We start from the raw sequence: 17338 nt of genomic DNA, 5'->3' as shown, positions 1-17338 counted from the left end.
GGCGGCGTCGCGCACTGCGGGGCCCCTGTGGACAACCGGGGCGTTGTCAGTGGGCCGTGCCAGCATCGAAGACGTGAACAGTACGCACACAGGTCAGCAGCCGCAGGTGCCCGTCACGCACCTGCGGCAGCTGCGTCTCGCCAAGGACGCCATGGACCGGGACTGGGCCGGACCCCTCGACCTGGACGCGGTCGCCGCGCACGCCGGGTATTCGCGCTACCACTTCCTGCGCGCCTTCAAGGCGGTGTACGGGCAGACCCCCGGCCGCTATCTCTCCCGCAGGCGGATAGAGCGCGCCGCGGAGCTGCTGCGCTCGGCGAATCTCACGGTCACCGAGATCTGCGTCCTCGTCGGCTTCAGCAGCCTCGGGACCTTCTCGAAGAGGTTCAAGGAGCAGACGGGCATCAGCCCGAGCGCGTACCGCGCGAAGCACGCGGGCCGGGGGGCCGCGCGCATACCGGGGTGCTACGCGCTGCTGTGGGCCGGTGGCTTCCCGCCCCGTGACGCCGCCGCGCCCGCCCCGGACCGGCCCGCCGAGGACCGCAATTCCGGAGAAGCCCGCTGACCGTGCCGGTGCCTACCGTGGGACTGGAAGGACGGGGCACGGGAGCGACTCGTGCACCGCACATCTCTGCGAGGAGCGCGTCATGATCAAGGGTCTCGCCATCTCCACCGTCTGGGTGCTCGACCAGGACCGGGCCAAGGAGTTCTACGTGGACAAGCTCGGTCTGGAGGTCCGCACGGACATGACCCTGGGCGAGGGCGGAATGCGCTGGCTGACGGTCGGTGCCAAGGACCAGCCCGATGTGATGCTGACCCTGATGCTGCCGGGCGGGCACGCGGTGGACGAGGAGTCCGCGGCGGCGATCAGGACACTCGTCGGCAAGGGCATGCTCGGCGCGGGCGTGCTGGCCACCGACGACATCCACGGGGACTACGAGAAGCTGAAGGCCAAGGGCGTGGAGTTCCTCCAGGAGCCTCAGGAGCGTCCGTACGGCACGGAGGCGATCTTCCGTGACGACTCGGGGAACTGGTTCTCGTTCACCCAGGTCAAACAGGGCGATCTCGACCTGGAGAAGGAGTGGGCGTCCTGACCGGGGGCGGTGACGGGGGTGGTGGCCGGTGCCGGGCGGCGGCGGGCCGGGGTGCTCAGTCGGGGAGGGCGATGATCGGGAAGCTGCCGGTGGTCGTCGGGGCGTGTTCGGGGAGCCAGAGGACGGCGATCGCACCGCCCGTCTCCTGCGGCGCGGGCGCGGGTGCCGATGCCGATGCCGGTGAGGGGGCGTTCCGTGTCGGGCCCCGGGGCGGGTCCTGGGTCTGGTCTTGGGCTGCGGGGTCCTGGTTTGCCGGGTCGCCGGGCGGCGCTGTTGCGCCCGACACTGCTCGGGGCGCGGGTACCTCGGCCGATGCTGCCTTGCTCGACGATGTCCTGCTGGCCGGTGCCCTGGTCGGCGGTGTCGTCGGGGGAGCTGTCTCGGTCGGTGGTGTGTCCGGCGGCGCGTTGCGGAAGGTCAGACGGGCCCCGAGGACCCGGGCCTGACCCGCGGCGATCGTCAGCCCGAGTCCGTGGCCGTGGCCCGCGCGGTCGCTGGCTCCCGTACGGAAACGGCTCGGCCCTTCGCGCAGCAGCTCCCCGGGGAAGCCGGGCCCGTGGTCGCGTACGCGCACCACCCGGCCGTCGACGGTCACCTCCACCGGTGTGGCGCCGTGCTTGGCCGCGTTGGCCAGCAGATTGCCGAGGATGCGCTCCAGCCGGCGCGGATCGGTGTTCACCCACGACTCGTGCACGACCCGGACCCGGACGTCCGGATCGAGCAGCGCCACCCGCCTGCCGACGAACTCACCCAGCTCGATCTCCTGGAGCTCGGCCCGTTCCGACGCGCTGTCCAGCCGGGCCACCTCCAGTACGTCCTCGACCAGCGTCCGCATCGCCTGCGCGCGGTCCCTGACCAGTTCGCTCGGACGGCCGGGCGGCAGCAGTTCGGCGGCCGTCAGCAGGCCCGTCACGGGGGTGCGCAGCTCGTGCGCGATGTCCGCGGTGACCCGGCGCTCCGCCTCGATGCGTTCGTGCAGCGCGTCCGTCAGGGCGTCGACGGCGCGGGCCAGCTCGTCGGTCTCGTCCCGTACGACTCCGCCGACCGCCTCCCGTACCCGCACATCCGTGTTGCCCTGCGCGACCCGGCCCGCCGCCGCTGCCGCCTTGCGCAGCCGCCGCGACAACTGCCCGCCGATCAGCACGCCCAGCGCACAGCCCCCGACCACCACGCAGACCGAGCCGATCAGCAGCGCCCGGTCCAGGTCCTTCATGATCGTCACGGACCGGCCCGCGAACTCGCCGCGCAGCGAGAGCACCCCGTTCTCCAGCGGTACGGCGGCCCAGACATCGGGCGTGCCGTCCGGCGACTCACCCACATAGGTGGCGACCCTGCCCTGCCGCGCCGTCCGCCGCAGCTCGTCGGGGAGCGCGGGGTCGTTGAGCGTCGTGCCGAACTTCAGCTCGTGCGTCGACTCGTACATGCGCTGTGCGAACAGCAGCCGCTCCAGCTGCACCTCGCGCGCGTTGTCCAGCATCGAGACCTTGGCGGCGTTGTGCACGACGAGGCTGAGCGCCATCGCGGTCAGCGCGCCGACCGCCGCGATCGCGACGCTGATCTTCCACCGGACGCCGGTGCGCAGCGCGAACCGCTTCATGCCTTGAGTTTGTAGCCGAAGCCGCGGACGGTCTCGATCCGGTCCTGGCCGATCTTCGCGCGCAGCCGCTGCACATGGACGTCCACCACGCGCGTGTCACCGCCCCAGCCGTAGTCCCAGACGCGTTCCAGGAGCCTGTCGCGGGAGAGGACGGTGCCCGGCGCGGCCGAGAACTCGATCAGCAGCCGCATCTCGGTCGGTGTCAGTGCCACCGGTTCGCCCCCTTTGCGGACCTCCATGCCCTCCGTGTCGATCTCCAGATCGCCGAAGGACCGCGCGCCCTGCGCGTCCGCCCTGTCCTGCCCGCCCCACTCCCCGGCCGGGCCGCCCGCGTGCCCGAACCGCCGCAGTACGGCCCGGATCCGGGCGACCAGCACCGCGCCGTCGAACGGCTTGGTCACGTAGTCGTCGGCCCCCGCCTCCAGGCCCAGCACCACGTCGATCGAGTCGGCGCGCGCCGACAGCATGATCACGGGCACCGTCGACTCGTCCCTGATCCGGCGGCACAGACTGACCCCGTCGAGGCCCGGCACCATCACGTCCAGCAGTGCGATGTCGGGCCGGTCGGCCCGGAACGCCTCCAGACCGGCGAGGCCGTCCGGCACCGCCGTCACCGTGAAGCCGTCGCGTTCGAGGGCGAGTTGGGTGGCCTCCCGGATGACGTCGTCGTCCTCCACGAACAGGACATGGGTCTCCACCATGCGGCAGCTCTCAGCTCTCTCGGTTCTCTCGGTACGCGGCCTGCTCGGCGGTCGTGGCTCTCGCGGTACGGGCGACGTTCTCAGCACTCTCAGCCGTCACTCTCAGCCGTCACTCAGTCGTCGTTCCTCAGCTGTCGTTCCTCAGCCGTCCGTCTTCACGGAAGGGGCCGGGAAGACGGTCAGGGGGTCGTCGCCGTCGGCCCCGCCGCTGCCGAAGTGGTTGCGCACCCGGTAGCGCTCGGTGAAGGTGGTGCCGCCCCAGGCGTACGTCGCGATGTCCTCGCCGGACGGATACGCCACGCGGTCGCTCCACGCGTACACCTGGCGGGTCACCACCAGCTCGTCGCGGTCGATCGTGGCGTAGACGCCGGGGGTGTCGGCGGCGAAGACGTTCGTGTAGGGGCGGGCGCCCGCCTTCCGGTAGACGTACGTCCCCAGTCCGACGGTGTCGTCGCACGTCCGCACGTTGATCACCACGTCCGGCTCGGTCCCGCCGGTGAGGTTTCCGTAGGAGACGTCCAGCGGGTAGGCGTTCCTGGCGCAGGGCTTGAGATCGGTCTTGAGCCGCGCGTTCACCGCGGGGTCCCGGCGGAGCAGGGTCAGCGCGTCGTCCGGGGCGGGCACCACGACGAATCCGGAGGCCGGCGGCGGGGAGGGGGCCACGGTGGTCAGGGTGGCGGGGCCCTCGTCCCGGACACCGGTGGCGCTGCTGGAGCCGCCGACGGTGAAGAGTCCGAAGACGAGGAGGGCGGTCAGCGCGACACCGCAGGTGGCGGCCGTCGCGCTCGGCTTCATCCACCGCAGGACCCGGATACTCCGGCCGGGCCCGCCCGGATCCTCCCCGCTGCCGGTGCCCCGGCTCTCGCTTCCGCCCCTGCCCCGGCGTTCGCCGCTGCCGGTGCTGCCGGTGCTTCGGCCGCCGCCCGCCCGCGTCAGGCCGCGCACCTCTCCCGCACCTCTTCCCCCTCGCACCGCTCCCGCCCCCGTTCGTCACCGCAGTCCCGTTCGCGGCTCTCCAGCTCCTCGCGGAGCCGGGCCAGTGCCCGGTGCAGCGTGCTCTTCACCGTACCGGTGGACATACCGAGCGCCGCCGCCGTCTCCTCCGTGCTCATCCCCTCCCAGTGCCGCAGCACGACGACACTGCGCTGCTTCGGCGCCAGCGCCCCGAGGATGTCGATGAGCAGGGCCCGGTCGGCGTGCTGTGCGGAGCCGTCCTCGACGCGCGGCTCGGGCAACTGCTCGGTCGGCACTTCCTCGAACTTGCGCGCCCGCCACCACTCCGTACGCGTGTTGATCATGACGCGGCGCAGATAGGCGTCGGCGAGGCTCTTGTCCGCGATGGCGTCCCAGCGGCCGAACGTCCTGGCCAGAGCGGTCTGGAGCAGGTCCTGCGCGTCGACGGGGTCGGGGACCAGCCGCCGGGCACTGCGCAGCAGGGCCTCCTGCCGGGCACGTACGTACTCCTCGAACGCGAGCACCTCGCCGTGCGCCATGCCAACCGCCTCCCACCCCGTGAAACCGTCCACCGCTGCCGTGATCGTCCTGGCCCTGCGGTTCTGAAATTACGGAGGCGTTGTCACGAGGCCGTCCGCTCCGCCCCTCGGCGGGCGCACGGACATCCATCGGTTGTGTAACGGCGGGGACGGAACGGACGTACGAGCCGCGATCGAATGCGAGCCCGAACGGAGGTGGCGGGCGCCTGAGAAGGCCCCGCGCGGCCCGCTCCGGCACGGACGGACCGCCCGTGCCGGAGCGAGGAGAACGCGTGGTCAGCTGAGCGGCAGCCGGTACAGATCGTCGGCCAGCGGCTCGACCAGCCCGTCGGCCACCAGGCCGTCCAGCGCCCTGGCCCGCTGCACCGGTTCGTCCCAGACCCCGTCGAGCACCGCCAGCGGGACGGGCGCGACCGCCTCCCGCAGTACGGCGAGCAGCTTGCCGCGCACCTGGCGGTCGGTACCCGCGTACGTCTGGCCGCGCCGGGCCGGACCCTGGTGCAGCGGTTTCCCGGCCAGCCGCCAGGCGCACCGCGAGGCGATGGGGCAGCGCGCGCAGTCCTCGTTCTTCGAGGTACAGACCAGCGCGCCGAGTTCCATGGACGCGGCGGCCCAGCGGGCGGCCGTCTCCTCGTCGTCGGGCAGCAGCGCGCGGGCCATCTTGCGCTCGGCGGCCGTCGTCGCGTTGGGCGGGTACTGGACTCCGGCGGCGGCGCGCGCGAAGACCCGCCGTACGTTCGTGTCGAGGACGGCGTGCCGCTGTCCGTACGCGAACGACGCCACGGCCGCCGCCGTGTACTCACCGATCCCGGGCAGCGCGAGGAGGTGGGAATGCTCGCGCGGTACGTCGCCGCCGAATCGCTCCGTTATCGCCAGGGCCGCCCCGTGCAGCCGCAGGGCCCGGCGCGGATAGCCGAGCCTGCCCCAGGCGCGTACCGCCTCGCCGGGTGCCTCGGCGGCCAGGTCGGCCGGGCGTGGCCAGCGCGCGAGCCACTGTTCGTACACCGGGAGCACCCGGGCGACCGGGGTCTGCTGGAGCATGAACTCGCTGACCATCACACCCCAGGCGCCCGTTTCGGGGCGGCGCCAGGGCAGGTCGCGGGCGTGCGCGTCGAACCACGCGAGGACGGGGTCGTGGAGGGCGGCCGGGTCGGGAGCCGGCGCCGTAGTCGCATAAGTCGCAGTCATGGCAGCTCCGATCCTGGCACGTTCCGGGGTGGGGGCGGTGCAGCGGGCCGCTGTGGGCCGGGCGTCGCAGGGGGGTGAGGGGGCGTGAAGGGGGCGCGTCGGCGGTTGTACGCAACCGGCCGACCGGGAAAACCGCCCCGCCCGCCCCCTGCCCGTGTGCCCGACCCGTACCGCACTCCCCTTTACCGCTCCGGGTGCGCGGCCGCTCAGCCGCGTGAGCCGGGCTGGTCCGGCTCACGGCGGCGCCTGCCGGACCCCGGCACCGCCCGGTGATCCGCCCGGTGATCCGCCCGGTGATCCGCCGGGCGTTCCGGTCCCGCGCCGGACGCCGAGCCGTACCCCGGTCCGTACCCGGCTCCGTACTCGCCGCCGCCCCCGTGCTCGCCCCCGTACCCGTACCCGTACCCGTACCCGTGCCCGTATCCGCCGGCCCCGTGGCCGCCCTCGTACCCGCCTCCGTACCCGGAGGCCGCGTCCCCGGCCGGCCCCGCAGGGTCCTGCCCACCTGAGTACTGCCCCGCGGAGTACTGCCCGGCGACGTGCGTCCCCGCCAAGTGCGTTTCGGCGGCGCGCGGTTCGGCGGGACGTACGTCACCGGTCAGCGGGCCGTGTCCCGCGAACCAGACCACCACACCCGTACGGCTCGTGCGCATCGTCTCGATCAGCGCCCGTGCCGGGCGCGTCAGCCCGAACACCACGAGCACCGCGACCAGTCCGCCGAGCAGCAGCCCGACCGCCACGTCGTGCGGGTAGTGCACCCCGACGAAAACCCGTGAGAAGGCGGCGAACAGCGCCAGCGGAAGGGTCAGGAACGCGATCGCCCGCCAGGCGAGCGCGAGCGCGACCGCCGACGCCGCGGCTATGGTCGAGTGGTTGCTGGGGAAGGACCAGTCGCCGACCGGCGGGCAGGTGGCCAGTGAGGCGGCGGCTCCGGCGACCGCCCGGCAGGGACGTTCCTCCTGCACCGCGCTCTTGAACACTTCGCTGCACACGTACGCGACGGCCGTGGCCAGCGGTCCGACGACCGCCTTCGCCATGGCGCGGGAGTCGCGGGACCGGGTCCGCCACCAGCTGATCAGGAACAGGACCGCGAGGACGACGATCACGGCCTCCGTCCCGATTTCCACGAAGTGCCGCACCCAGGACGGCGATTGATGGGCCAGATCGGTAATGTCGCGGTAAAGCCCGCTGGTGACGGAGGGGTCCATGGTCACGGACCGTACCTTCCGAACTCCCGCTCGCGCACCTCGTGTTCGGAGTCGGAGGCCCTGACGGACGTGGTAAATGGGGTCACAGAGGTGGCCGTTCCGGGATGATGATCCGTAAAACTTGCACGACGGGCCCCATATGGGGCAAGAGTTGGCCAGGAACTCTCGTAGAGTTGCGCCGTGGGATCTATGCGCAATCCGGTCGGGCCGCTTCCCTCCTCCATCTACTGGCGACGGAGGGCGATCGCGGCGACTCTGACCGCCCTGCTCGCGTTGCTGGTCGTGTGGGTCGTCACCTCCGGTGGCGACGACGGCGGGAAGAAGCGCGACGACGGGGCCAACGGCGACACTCCCGCACCGTCCATCACCCCCGGCCCCTCCGGATCGGGCCCCGCCATAAGTGAACAGCCGGGCGGACGCGACGAGCCGGGCGACACCGAAGGTGACACCGGCAGCGCCGGAACCGGCGGCGACCCGGGCGGTACGGACGCGGGCGCCGACGACGGGGGCACCGGTGACGGCGGCAGCGGCGGTACGGCGGGTTCGGCCGGGGCCGGCGGCACCGCGAACGGCGGCGGTGCGGGCGGCGGTGTCGCCGACGGCGCGAGCGGCAGCACCACGGGCGAGCGCCTGCCGGCCGGATCGGCACTGCCCACCTGCTCGGCGAGCGCGCTGACGCTGAAGCTGGAGAGCCGCAAGGTCGCCTACGAGCCGGGCGAGAAGCCCACGTTCAGGATCGTGGCCACCAACGGGTCCGCCAAGGACTGCAAGGCCGACCTCGGCCCGAAGTCGGTCGTGCTGACCGTGACGGACTCCGAGAGCGAAGAGATCTGGTCCTCCAAGGACTGCCCGAAGACCGACCGGCTGCTGCTGAAGGTGCCCGCGGGCGGAACGGTCACCAGGACCGTCGTCTGGGACCTCAACCAGAGCGCCCCCCGCTGCGCCACGCCCCCGCCGGGCAAGGCCGGGCCGGGTACGTATCTGGTGGAGGCGGCGGCCCCCGGCGCGACCGTCAAGCAGGGCCAGACGTCGATCCGCCTCGACAAGGACTGACCGGGAGCCCGTTTCCTGCATACGCCTTCGTCCAGGCGTCTTCGTCCGGATGTCTTCGTCCAGATGTCTTCGCCCGGACGTTTTCACCCGCACGTTTTCGTACGTACGTCAGGAGGGCCGCACCACCGCCTTGACGGTGCTGCGGCCCTCCTCCCTCACGTATGACCGACGTACGACTGCGGTACCACCGCCCGACGTACGAGGCGCGCCCCCGGGCGAACCCCCGCCAGGAATGTCAGACGTACCGCTCCAGGATGGACGACTCCGCCAGCCGCGACAGGCCCTCGCGCACGCTGCGCGCCCGCGCCTCGCCCACCCCGTCCACCGTCTGGAGATCGTCCACACTCGCGGCGAGCAGCTTCTGGAGCCCGCCGAAGTGCTCGACCAGCCGCTCGATGATGGTGCCGGGCAGCCGGGGCACCTTGGCCAGCAGCCGGTAACCGCGCGGCGAGACCGCCGAGTCCAGCGTCTCCGGCGAGCCGCTGTACCCCAACGCCCGTGCCACGACCGGCAGATCCAGCAGCTCGGTGTGGGAGAGCGCGTCCAGTTCGGTCATCGCCTCGGCGACCGTACGGGACCGCTTCGCGGTCGGCTCCGGTACGTAGTCCCGGACGACCAGCTCCCGCTCGGGCTCGACACCCGCGATCAACTCGTCCAGCTGGAGGGCGAGAAGCCGCCCGTCGGTGCCCAACTCGACGACGTACTCGGCGATTTCCGTGGCGATCCGGCGCACCATCTCCAGGCGCTGCGAGACCGCCGACACGTCCCGGACCGTGACCAGGTCCTCGATCTCCAGCGCGGACAGCGTGCCCGCGACCTCGTCCAGCCGGAGCTTGTACCGCTCCAGCGTCGCCAGGGCCTGGTTGGCGCGCGACAGGATGGCCGCCGACTCCTCCAGGACCCGGCGCTCCCCGTCCACGTACAGCGCGATCAGCCGCATCGACTGCGACACGGAGATCACCGGGAACCCGCACTGCTTGGACACCCGGTCCGCCGTGCGGTGGCGGGTGCCCGTCTCCTCGGTGGGGATGGAGGCGTCCGGGACGAGCTGCACCCCGGCCCGCAGAATCTTGGTGATGTCTTTGTCGAGGATCAGCGCGCCGTCGAGCTTGCACAGCTCACGCAGCCGCGTCGCGGTGAACTCCACGTCCAGCACGAAGCCGCCCGTGCACATCGTCTCGACGGTCTTGTCCATGCCCAGGACGATGAGACCGCCGGTGTTCCCCCGGAGGATCCGCTCCAGGCCGTCGCGCAGCGCCATGCCGGGCGCCACGGCGCTCAGCGAGGCCCGCATCAGCGCTTCGGTGCGGGATCCACCGGAGCCACCACCGGACTTTCCGGGTGCTGCTGCCCGGTCGTTGGCTGCCACTGCACTCCTCCGGCTCGTACGGATGGGCGAGACCAGGGCAAAGTCTACCGGCGGTCCCTGTCGTCCCGTGGGGCCTCCGCGCGAGCCCGGCGCGGAAGCACGCTCAGCGCCGCTCCCATGTCGGCGACTTCTGTGACCTTCATACCGGCAGGGATCCTTCCCGGGTCGGTCGGCACCAGGGCGTGGGTGAAGCCCAGCCGGTGTGCCTCGGCCAGTCGGCGCTGGACGCCCGTGACCCGTCTGACCTCGCCCGCGAGGCCCACCTCGCCGATCGCGACGAGGTTCGTCGGCAGGGGGGTGTCGCTCGCGGCCGACGCCAGGGCGAGCGCGATCGCCAGGTCCGCGGCCGGTTCCGACAGCTTCACACCGCCGACCGTCGCGCTGTAGATGTCCCGCTTGCCGAGGGCGCTGATCCGGCCGCGCTGCTCCAGCACGGCCAGCATCATCGAGACGCGGGAGGTCTCCAGGCCGGACGTGGTGCGCCGGGGGGACGGGATCTGCGAGTCGACGGTCAGCGCCTGCACCTCCGCGACCAACGGGCGGCGGCCCTCCAGCGTGACCGTGAGACAGGTGCCGGGGACGGGCTCGTCGCGGCGCGTGAGAAAGAGGCCGGAGGGGTCGGCGAGGCCGATGATGCCCTCGTCGTGCAGCTCGAAGCAGCCGACCTCGTCCGTCGTGCCGTACCGGTTCTTGACGCCGCGCACCAGCCGCAGCCGCGCGTGCCGGTCGCCCTCGAAGGACAGCACGACGTCCACCAGGTGCTCCAGCAGCCGGGGCCCGGCGATGGCGCCGTCCTTGGTGACGTGGCCCACGAGCAGGGTGGCCATCCCGCGCTCCTTGGAGACCCGGATGAGCGCGCCCGCGACCTCCCTGACCTGCGCCATCCCGCCGGGAGCACCGTCGATCTCCGGCGACGCGACCGTCTGTACGGAGTCCAGGATCAGCAGCGACGGCTTCACCGCGTCGAGATGCCCGAGGACGGCGGAGAGATCCGTCTCGGCCGCGAGATACAGATGGTCGTCGATGGCCTTGATGCGGTCCGCGCGCAGCCGCACCTGGCTCGCCGACTCCTCGCCCGTCACATACAGCGTGCGGTGCTCGGCGTCGGCGGCCTTCGCCGCGACGTCCAGGAGCAGCGTGGACTTGCCGACGCCCGGCTCACCGGCCACCAGCACGACGGCTCCCGGCACCAGCCCGCCGCCGAGGACCCGGTCCAGCTCGGGCACGCCGGTCGAACGCGCCGTGGCCGTACGCCCGTCGACCTGGCCGATCGGGAGGGCGGGCGAGGAGACCCGGCCGGCGGCGGTGGTCCGGACGGCGGGCGCGCCGTACTCCTCGATCGTGCCCCATGCCTGGCACTCGGGGCAGCGGCCGAGCCACTTGACGGTGGTCCAGCCGCACTCGGTGCAGCGGTAGGACGGCCGGTCCTTGGCGGATTTCGTACGGGCGGCAGGCATGGCGCCACCGTATAGGCGACCACTGACAGTCCGTGCCGCGGCGGGGACTTGGGGGGTCGCCGGGTTGAACAGGCGGGGCAGGACACGGCCCGCGCGTCCGTTTCACCCGTAAGGATTAAAAGTAGGCAAGGGTGGAGAAGGTGGTGCGCTCCCCTGTCTACCGTCGCCGGGTGACGAGCAGCAGACTGGAGCCCCCGACACACACCACCGACGCATCTCGCGCGCCCCGGCGCGCGCCCGGATCGGAGCCGTCGCCCCCGTCCGGCACGTCCGGCGCCTCCGGACCGGAGCCGTCCCCACCTCGTACGGACCGGCCGAGGGACGACCGGCCGAGGAGCGAACGGTCGCGTACGGACCGGTCGCCCGCGCGGTACGAGCCGTATCTGGACGGGCTGTTCACCTACTGCCTCTCCGTGCTCTGCGACCACGACGCGGCGACCGCCGTGCTGGGCGAGGTCCTGGCCGTCTCCGAGCGTCACCACGGGCGCTGCCCGGCGGGCGACGGCCCGCGCCGCGCCTGGCTCTACGCGCTCGCCCGGTGGGCCTGTCTGCGGCGGCTCACCGAGCAGCGCGCGAGCCGCCCGGGGGCGCACGCCGGGCGCCGCGAGCCGGGACCGGCCCGCCCGGCGGCCCCGCCCGCCGCCGTACCGCCGGACGTCGCCGCCCGCCGGCGGCGTGAACTCGCCACGCTGGCCTGGCCCGAGGCCGCGGGCACCACCCCCGAGCAGCGCGAGGTGCTCGAACTCGCGGTACGTCACCGGCTCGACGCCCGCGACATCGCCGCCGTGCTGTCCCTGGCGGCGCTGCCCGCCCGCGAACTGCTCAACTCCGCCGCCTGCGAGGTCGAACGCACCCGGGCCGCCCTCGCGGTGGCCGAGACGGGCCACTGCCCCGCCGTCGCCCAACTCATCGGCGACGAACAGGTGTTGCTCTCGGCCGCGCTCCGCCGCGAGCTCGTCCGGCACGTGGACGACTGCCCGCGCTGCCGCCGCGCCGCCGAGCGCGCCGAGGCGGCGGGCCCCTGGCCGGGCTCTACCGCCGCCGCGCGCGCCAGGCGCCTCTCCGGCCCGGTCCCCGACGGCGAGCCCTCCCGGAAGCTGTCCCCCGCCGTCCTGCCGCTCGTCGAGGCACCCCGGGCGGCGGTCTACGGCGCCGTCGCGAACACCCCGCGCTCCCGGGCCACCACCCCGCGCTTCGGCCGCGACGGTTTCCCGATGGACCCCAAGGACCGCGCCGCCCGCCGCGACCGCATCCGCGCGCGGGCCGTCACCACCACCGTCGTGGCGACCGTCGTCGCCGCGCCCGTGCTCGCCCTCTGGGCCGCCTACCGGGGCGAGGCACCGGCCACCGGCGACGGCGGCGGGACCTCGGTCAGCGCGGGCGAGGCCGAACGGCACGGTACGCAGGGCGCGGATCCGTACGACACGTACGACATGTACGAGAACGCGGGCAGCGCCCGGAACCGGGCCGGCGGCGGTGGGGGCCCGGACGTCTCGGTCGAGGTCGTCGGCGACGGTACGGGCGCCCGGCCCGGCGGGTCCGGGGCGGGCGCGGGGCGGCTCGCCGTCACGGCCGAGTCGTCCGGCGACCGTACGAGGATCACGCTCACCGCGACCGGCGGCGAGGCCGTCACCTGGTCCGCCCGGACCGGCGCGTCCTGGCTGCGGCTGAGCGGTACGTCCGGCACACTCCCGCCCGGCCGTTCCGTCACCGTCCATGTCCACGTCGACCACGCCCGCGAACCGTCCGGCCCCTGGCGCGCCCTGGTCGCGCTGACCCCGGCGGGCTCGGCGGTGGCGATCAGCGGTTACGGGTACCGGCCGCCGTCCTCGTCGGACCCCGGCCCCGCCCGTCCGCCCGCCCCGACCCACCGGCCGTCCTCGGCCCCGCCGGACCCGGGCGGCCCCGGCCCGACCCACCCGGGCGAACCTGCCGACCCGGGCCCCGGCACCCCGACGCCCCCGACCACCCCACCCCCCACCACGTCGGCCCCGACCACCCCCACGGACCCACCCGGCCCGAACACCCCGGCCGCGCCCTAGCCGGTCCGCAGGCGGTCCACCGCCCGCACCCCACCCACCGCGCTGGCCTGGTCACCCGACCCCACCGGGTGACCTCACCCGACCTCACCCGGTCACCCCACCCGCCGCGCTGGCCCGGTCACCCGGTCGCCCGACCTCACCCGGTCACCCCACCAGCCGCGCTGGCCCGGTCACCCGACCTCACCCGGTCACCCCACCCGCCGCGCTGGCCCGGTCACCCGACCCCACCGGGTCACCCCACCCGCCGCGCTGGCCTGGTCGCCCGACCCCACCCGGTCACCCCACCCACCGCGCTCACCCGGTCAGCACGCTCCGCCCGGCTCACCCGCCCGTCGGGTCCGCCGGGTGGGGTGCGACCAGGGGCAGCGCGCTCGCCAGGCGGGTCTCGCACAGGCCCACCAGCACGTCGTACCCGGCCTTGCCCATCAGTTCGGTCAGCTCCGGCGCGTACGTCCGGAACACCGGCTCCCCCGCCCCGTGCGCCGAGGTCGCCGACGTGCACCACCAGTGCAGGTCGTGCCCGCCGGGGCCCCAGCCCCGGCGGTCGTACTCGCCGATCGTCACCTGGAGCACCCGCGACTCGTCGGGCCGGTCGATCCAGTCGTACGTCCGCCGCACCGGCAGCTGCCAGCACACGTCGGGCTTGGTCTCCAGCGGTTCGCGGTCCTCACGCAGCGCCAGGATGTGCAGGGCGCAGCCCGCGCCCCCCGCGAAGCCGGGCCGGTTCTGGAAGACGCACGAGCCCTCCCAGCGGCGCGTCTTGCGGGCGCCGTCGTCGTCCTTCTCCACCCAGCCGCTGTCCGTCCCCACGTCGTGGAACTGCCACAGCTCCGGCGTGAGGCGCTTCACATGCCCGGCGACCCGCTTCTCGTCGTCCTTGTCGGAGAAGTGCGCCCCCAGCGTGCAGCACCCGTCGTCCGCGCGCCCCGCCTCGATCCCCTGGCAGCCGCTGCCGAAGATGCAGGTCCAGCGCGAGGTGAGCCAGGTCAGATCGCACCGGAAGACCTGCTCGTCGTCGGCCGGATCGGGGAACTCCACCCAGGACCGCGCGAAGTCCAGCCCCTTCTCGTCGGGGACAGCGGGGACAGCGGACTTGTCGGACGTGGCACGCCTGGCCGGCTTGTCGGCCCCGGCGGGCGGAATCTGCTTGCGCTGCTTCTGGGCGCCGAGGGCTTTGCCCGGCTTCGCCTTGTTCGTCTTGGGCACGCCTCCAGCGTATGCGTGTCGTCGCAGTAGCGTTCGCCCATGAGACTCGGAGTTCTCGACGTCGGTTCGAACACCGTCCACCTGCTGGCGGTCGACGCCCATCGCGGCGCGCGGCCGTTGCCCGCCCATTCCCACAAGACCGAGCTGAGGCTCGCCGAACTGCTCGACGCGGACGGCGCGATCGGCCCCGAGGGTGTCGAACGGCTCGTGGCGACGATCGCCGACGCGCTCCAGGCCGCCGAGGACAAGGGCTGCGAGGCGGTGCTCCCGTTCGCCACGTCCGCCGTGCGCGAGGCGAGCAACGCCGACCGGGTTCTCGCCCGGGTCAAGGAGGAGACCGATGTTGACCTCCAGGTCCTCACCGGCGACGAGGAGGCCCGGCTGACCTTCCTCGCCGCCCGCCGCTGGTTCGGCTGGTCGGCGGGGAAACTGCTGGTCCTCGACATCGGCGGCGGCTCGCTGGAGATCGCGTACGGCATGGACGAGGAGCCCGACGCCGTCGTCTCCCTCCCGCTGGGCGCCGGCCGCCTCACCGCCGGGTGGCTGCCCGGCGACCCGCCCGACGCGCAGGACGTACGGGCGCTGCGCCGCCATGTGCGGGCCCAGATCGGCCGTAACGTCGGCGAGTTCACCCGCCTCGGCGAGCCCGACCATGTCGTGGCCACCTCGAAGACGTTCCGGCAGCTGGCCAGGATCGCCGGGGCGGCCCGTTCCGCCGAGGGGTTGTACGTCCAGCGGGACCTGAGCCGTAAGTCGCTGGAGGAGTGGGTGCCGAAGCTGGCCTCGATGACCGCCGCGCGGCGGGCCGAACTGCCCGGTGTCTCGGAGGGGCGGGCGCACCAGCTGCTCGCCGGGGCGCTCGTCGCCGAGGCCGCGATGGACCTGCTCGGCGTCGAGGAGCTGGAGATCTGCCCCTGGGCACTGCGCGAGGGTGTGATCCTCCGGCGGCTGGACCAGCTGCCGGTGACCGAGGAGTAGGACCCCGGGGCGGAGAGCCGGGGGAACCGGGGAACCGGGGCCCGGACGGCCGGGAGAGTCGGGGAAGCCGGGGACGGAGGGCCGGCGGCGCCGGGGGCGGAACGGGCACCGGGGAATGCCGGGAGGAGAACGGACGAACCGTTGCACTCGTCACTTTCCGCTTCCTGGCCCGCGATGCGGCCCACCGCTGCCCGTACCCTGTCCCCGTGGCAGAACCAGTGGTGCGCGTCCCGGATGCGAAGGTCGCCCTGTCGACGGCCTCCGTCTATCCGGAGTCCACGGCGACGGCCTTCGAGATCGCCGGGCGCCTGGGCTACGACGGCGTGGAGGTCATGGTCTGGACGGATCCCGTCAGTCAGGACATCGAGGCCCTGCGCCGCCTCTCCGACCACCACCGGGTACCGATCCTGGCCATCCACGCGCCCTGTCTGCTGATCACCCAGCGGGTCTGGTCGACGGACCCGTGGACCAAGCTGCTGCGCGCGCGGTCGGCCGCCGAGCGGCTGGGCGCCTCCACCGTCGTCGTGCATCCCCCGTTCCGCTGGCAGCGCCAGTACGCGCGCGACTTCGTCTCCGGAATCTGGCGGATGGCCGGTGAGACGGATGTGCGCTTCGCCGTCGAGAACATGTACCCGTGGCGCTACCGGGACCGCGAGGTGCTCGCGTACGCCCCCGACTGGGACGTGACGAAGGACGACTACCGGCACTTCACCGTCGACCTGTCGCACACGGCCACCGCCCGGTCCGACGCGATGGCCATGGTCGAACGCATGGGCGACCGGCTGGGCCACATCCATCTCGCCGACGGCAACGGCTCCGCCAAGGACGAGCACCTGGTCCCGGGGCGCGGCAGCCAGCCCTGCGCGGAACTGCTGGAACGGCTCGCGGGCAGCGCCTTCGACGGGCACGTCGTCATCGAGGTGAACACCCGGCGCGCCATGTCCTCGGCCGAACGGGAGGCCGATCTCGCGGAGGCGCTCGCCTTCACCCGGCTCCATCTGGCCGCCGCGCCGTCGGCCGCGCGGGCGACCGCACAGCCGGAGGGGCCGTCGGAGGGGCCGCCGACAGGACCACATGCGGGACCGGCGGCACGAACACCGGCCGGGCCGTCGGCGGAGACCCGCCCCCCGGGCCCCCGTGTCTCCCACGCCGGGACCCGGCCCCGGACCCGCCGCCGATGACCGCCGCGGCCCCCCGCCGCCGTGGCCGCCCCGCGCGTACGGACGCCGACACCGGGCCCGGCACCCGTGAGCGGATCCTGACGGCCGCCCGCAAGGAGTTCGCCGACCGCGGCTACGACAAGGCGTCCGTGCGCGGCATCGCCAAGGCGGCCGGGGTCGACCCGGCCCTCGTGCACCACTACTTCGGTACGAAGGAAGAGGTCTTCGGCGCGGCCATCGAGGTCTCCTTCGAACCGGCGCTCGTCCTGCCCGCGCTGCTGACCGGCGGCAAGGAGGGCATCGGCGAGCGGCTGGCGCGCTACTTCATCAGCGTGTGGGAGAACCCGGCCTCCCGCGCCCCGCTGCTCGCGATCCTCCGCTCGGCCCTGACGAACGAGGCCGCGGCGGCCCTGTTGCGCAAGTTCGTCCTGCGGCGGCTGCTGGAGCGGATCGCGGTGGAACTGGACGTGCCCGATCCGACCCTGCGCGCCGAACTGGCCGCCTCGCACATGATCGGGATCGCGTTCCTGCGGTACGTGCTCAAGGCGGAGCCGCTGGCGTCCGTGGAGACCGAGGAGATCGTCCGCCGGGTCGCCCCGACGCTCCAGCGGTATCTGGCCGAGGACTGACGACCGGGCGCGGTGAGCCGTGGAGCAGGGCCGGGGGACCGTGCGGCCCTCCGGACCGCGACCGGGTGCGACTGTTCGGGAGTGACTGTTCGGGTGCGACTGTTCGCGAGGAACCGTTCGGGGGTGACTGTCCGGGGGTGACTGTCCGGGGGTGACTGTTCGG

16 protein-coding genes are annotated in these 17338 nt (G+C 73.3%); 7 read left to right on the top strand and 9 right to left on the bottom strand.

Translation table 11 applies throughout. The features are described 5' to 3' along the window. The first annotated feature begins 151 nt into the window (after nucleotides 1–151). Complete coding sequence (locus OG875_RS12805) at nucleotides 152–565, top strand: helix-turn-helix transcriptional regulator (RefSeq protein ID WP_330177728.1); 414 nt, start codon at nucleotides 152–154, stop codon at nucleotides 563–565. Nucleotides 566–647: 82 nt separating this feature from the next. Further along, complete coding sequence (locus tag OG875_RS12800) at nucleotides 648–1094, top strand: VOC family protein (RefSeq protein ID WP_330174341.1); 447 nt, start codon at nucleotides 648–650, stop codon at nucleotides 1092–1094. A gap of 55 nt (nucleotides 1095–1149) precedes the next feature. Here the strand turns inward: OG875_RS12800 and cseC are convergent, their stop codons facing one another. The 6 genes from cseC to OG875_RS12770 all read right to left on the bottom strand — a co-directional run bounded on the left by cseC (nucleotide 1150) and on the right by OG875_RS12770 (nucleotide 7281). Beyond that, entirely contained in the window at nucleotides 1150–2691 is a 1542-nt protein-coding gene (gene cseC / locus OG875_RS12795; RefSeq protein WP_330174340.1) for a two-component system sensor histidine kinase CseC, read from the bottom strand. Further along, the gene (gene cseB / locus OG875_RS12790) at nucleotides 2688–3392 is read right to left on the bottom strand and encodes a two-component system response regulator CseB (RefSeq protein ID WP_330174339.1); all 705 of its coding nucleotides are present in this window, start codon (nucleotides 3390–3392) and stop codon (nucleotides 2688–2690) included. The genes cseC and cseB overlap by 4 nt, the downstream gene beginning before the upstream one ends. A gap of 141 nt (nucleotides 3393–3533) precedes the next feature. Continuing rightward, on the bottom strand, nucleotides 3534–4337 hold the full coding sequence (locus tag OG875_RS12785) for a hypothetical protein (RefSeq protein WP_330174338.1): 804 nt from the start codon (nucleotides 4335–4337) through the stop codon (nucleotides 3534–3536). After that, entirely contained in the window at nucleotides 4325–4885 is a 561-nt protein-coding gene (locus OG875_RS12780) for a SigE family RNA polymerase sigma factor (protein ID WP_330174337.1), read from the bottom strand. The genes OG875_RS12785 and OG875_RS12780 overlap by 13 nt, the downstream gene beginning before the upstream one ends. Before the next feature lie 276 nt (nucleotides 4886–5161). After that, on the bottom strand, nucleotides 5162–6073 hold the full coding sequence (locus tag OG875_RS12775) for an A/G-specific adenine glycosylase (RefSeq protein WP_330174336.1): 912 nt from the start codon (nucleotides 6071–6073) through the stop codon (nucleotides 5162–5164). A 206-nt stretch (nucleotides 6074–6279) separates the two neighbouring features. Then, the gene (locus OG875_RS12770; protein ID WP_330177727.1) at nucleotides 6280–7281 is read right to left on the bottom strand and encodes a phosphatase PAP2 family protein; all 1002 of its coding nucleotides are present in this window, start codon (nucleotides 7279–7281) and stop codon (nucleotides 6280–6282) included. A gap of 180 nt (nucleotides 7282–7461) precedes the next feature. On the opposite strand from OG875_RS12770, the gene OG875_RS12765 reads away from it, so the two are divergent. Continuing rightward, the gene (locus OG875_RS12765; RefSeq protein WP_330174335.1) at nucleotides 7462–8334 is read left to right on the top strand and encodes a hypothetical protein; all 873 of its coding nucleotides are present in this window, start codon (nucleotides 7462–7464) and stop codon (nucleotides 8332–8334) included. 235 nt (nucleotides 8335–8569) lie between these two features. On the opposite strand, the gene disA is transcribed toward OG875_RS12765, so the two are convergent. Beyond that, a complete protein-coding gene (gene disA / locus OG875_RS12760; protein WP_330174334.1) occupies nucleotides 8570–9703 on the bottom strand; it encodes a DNA integrity scanning diadenylate cyclase DisA in 1134 nt (377 codons plus the stop codon). A gap of 44 nt (nucleotides 9704–9747) precedes the next feature. Beyond that, nucleotides 9748–11160: a DNA repair protein RadA gene (gene radA / locus OG875_RS12755; RefSeq protein ID WP_330174333.1), complete on the bottom strand. Its 1413-nt coding sequence runs from the start codon at nucleotides 11158–11160 to the stop codon at nucleotides 9748–9750. A 170-nt stretch (nucleotides 11161–11330) separates the two neighbouring features. Here radA and OG875_RS12750 point away from each other — a divergent pair, with 170 nt between their 5' ends. Further along, entirely contained in the window at nucleotides 11331–13202 is a 1872-nt protein-coding gene (locus OG875_RS12750; protein ID WP_330174332.1) for a BACON domain-containing protein, read from the top strand. Between the two features lie 321 nt (nucleotides 13203–13523). Here the strand turns inward: OG875_RS12750 and OG875_RS12745 are convergent, their stop codons facing one another. After that, nucleotides 13524–14408 (bottom strand): hypothetical protein, encoded by an 885-nt coding sequence (locus OG875_RS12745; protein WP_330174331.1) that lies wholly within the window; start codon nucleotides 14406–14408, stop codon nucleotides 13524–13526. Nucleotides 14409–14447: 39 nt separating this feature from the next. On the opposite strand from OG875_RS12745, the gene OG875_RS12740 reads away from it, so the two are divergent. From OG875_RS12740 to OG875_RS12730, 3 genes are all read left to right on the top strand, one after another. Then, complete coding sequence (locus OG875_RS12740; RefSeq protein ID WP_330174330.1) at nucleotides 14448–15386, top strand: Ppx/GppA phosphatase family protein; 939 nt, start codon at nucleotides 14448–14450, stop codon at nucleotides 15384–15386. A gap of 206 nt (nucleotides 15387–15592) precedes the next feature. After that, entirely contained in the window at nucleotides 15593–16567 is a 975-nt protein-coding gene (locus OG875_RS12735) for a sugar phosphate isomerase/epimerase family protein (protein WP_330174329.1), read from the top strand. Then, on the top strand, nucleotides 16564–17175 hold the full coding sequence (locus tag OG875_RS12730) for a TetR/AcrR family transcriptional regulator (RefSeq protein WP_330174328.1): 612 nt from the start codon (nucleotides 16564–16566) through the stop codon (nucleotides 17173–17175). The genes OG875_RS12735 and OG875_RS12730 overlap by 4 nt, the downstream gene beginning before the upstream one ends. The last annotated feature ends 163 nt before the right edge of the window (nucleotides 17176–17338 follow it).

The sequence above is a fragment of the Streptomyces sp. NBC_01498 genome (assembly GCF_036327775.1).
GTDB lineage: Bacteria > Actinomycetota > Actinomycetes > Streptomycetales > Streptomycetaceae > Streptomyces.
Note: the sequence above shows the minus strand (reverse complement) of the source record. Positions and strands in the feature narration are given on the sequence as shown.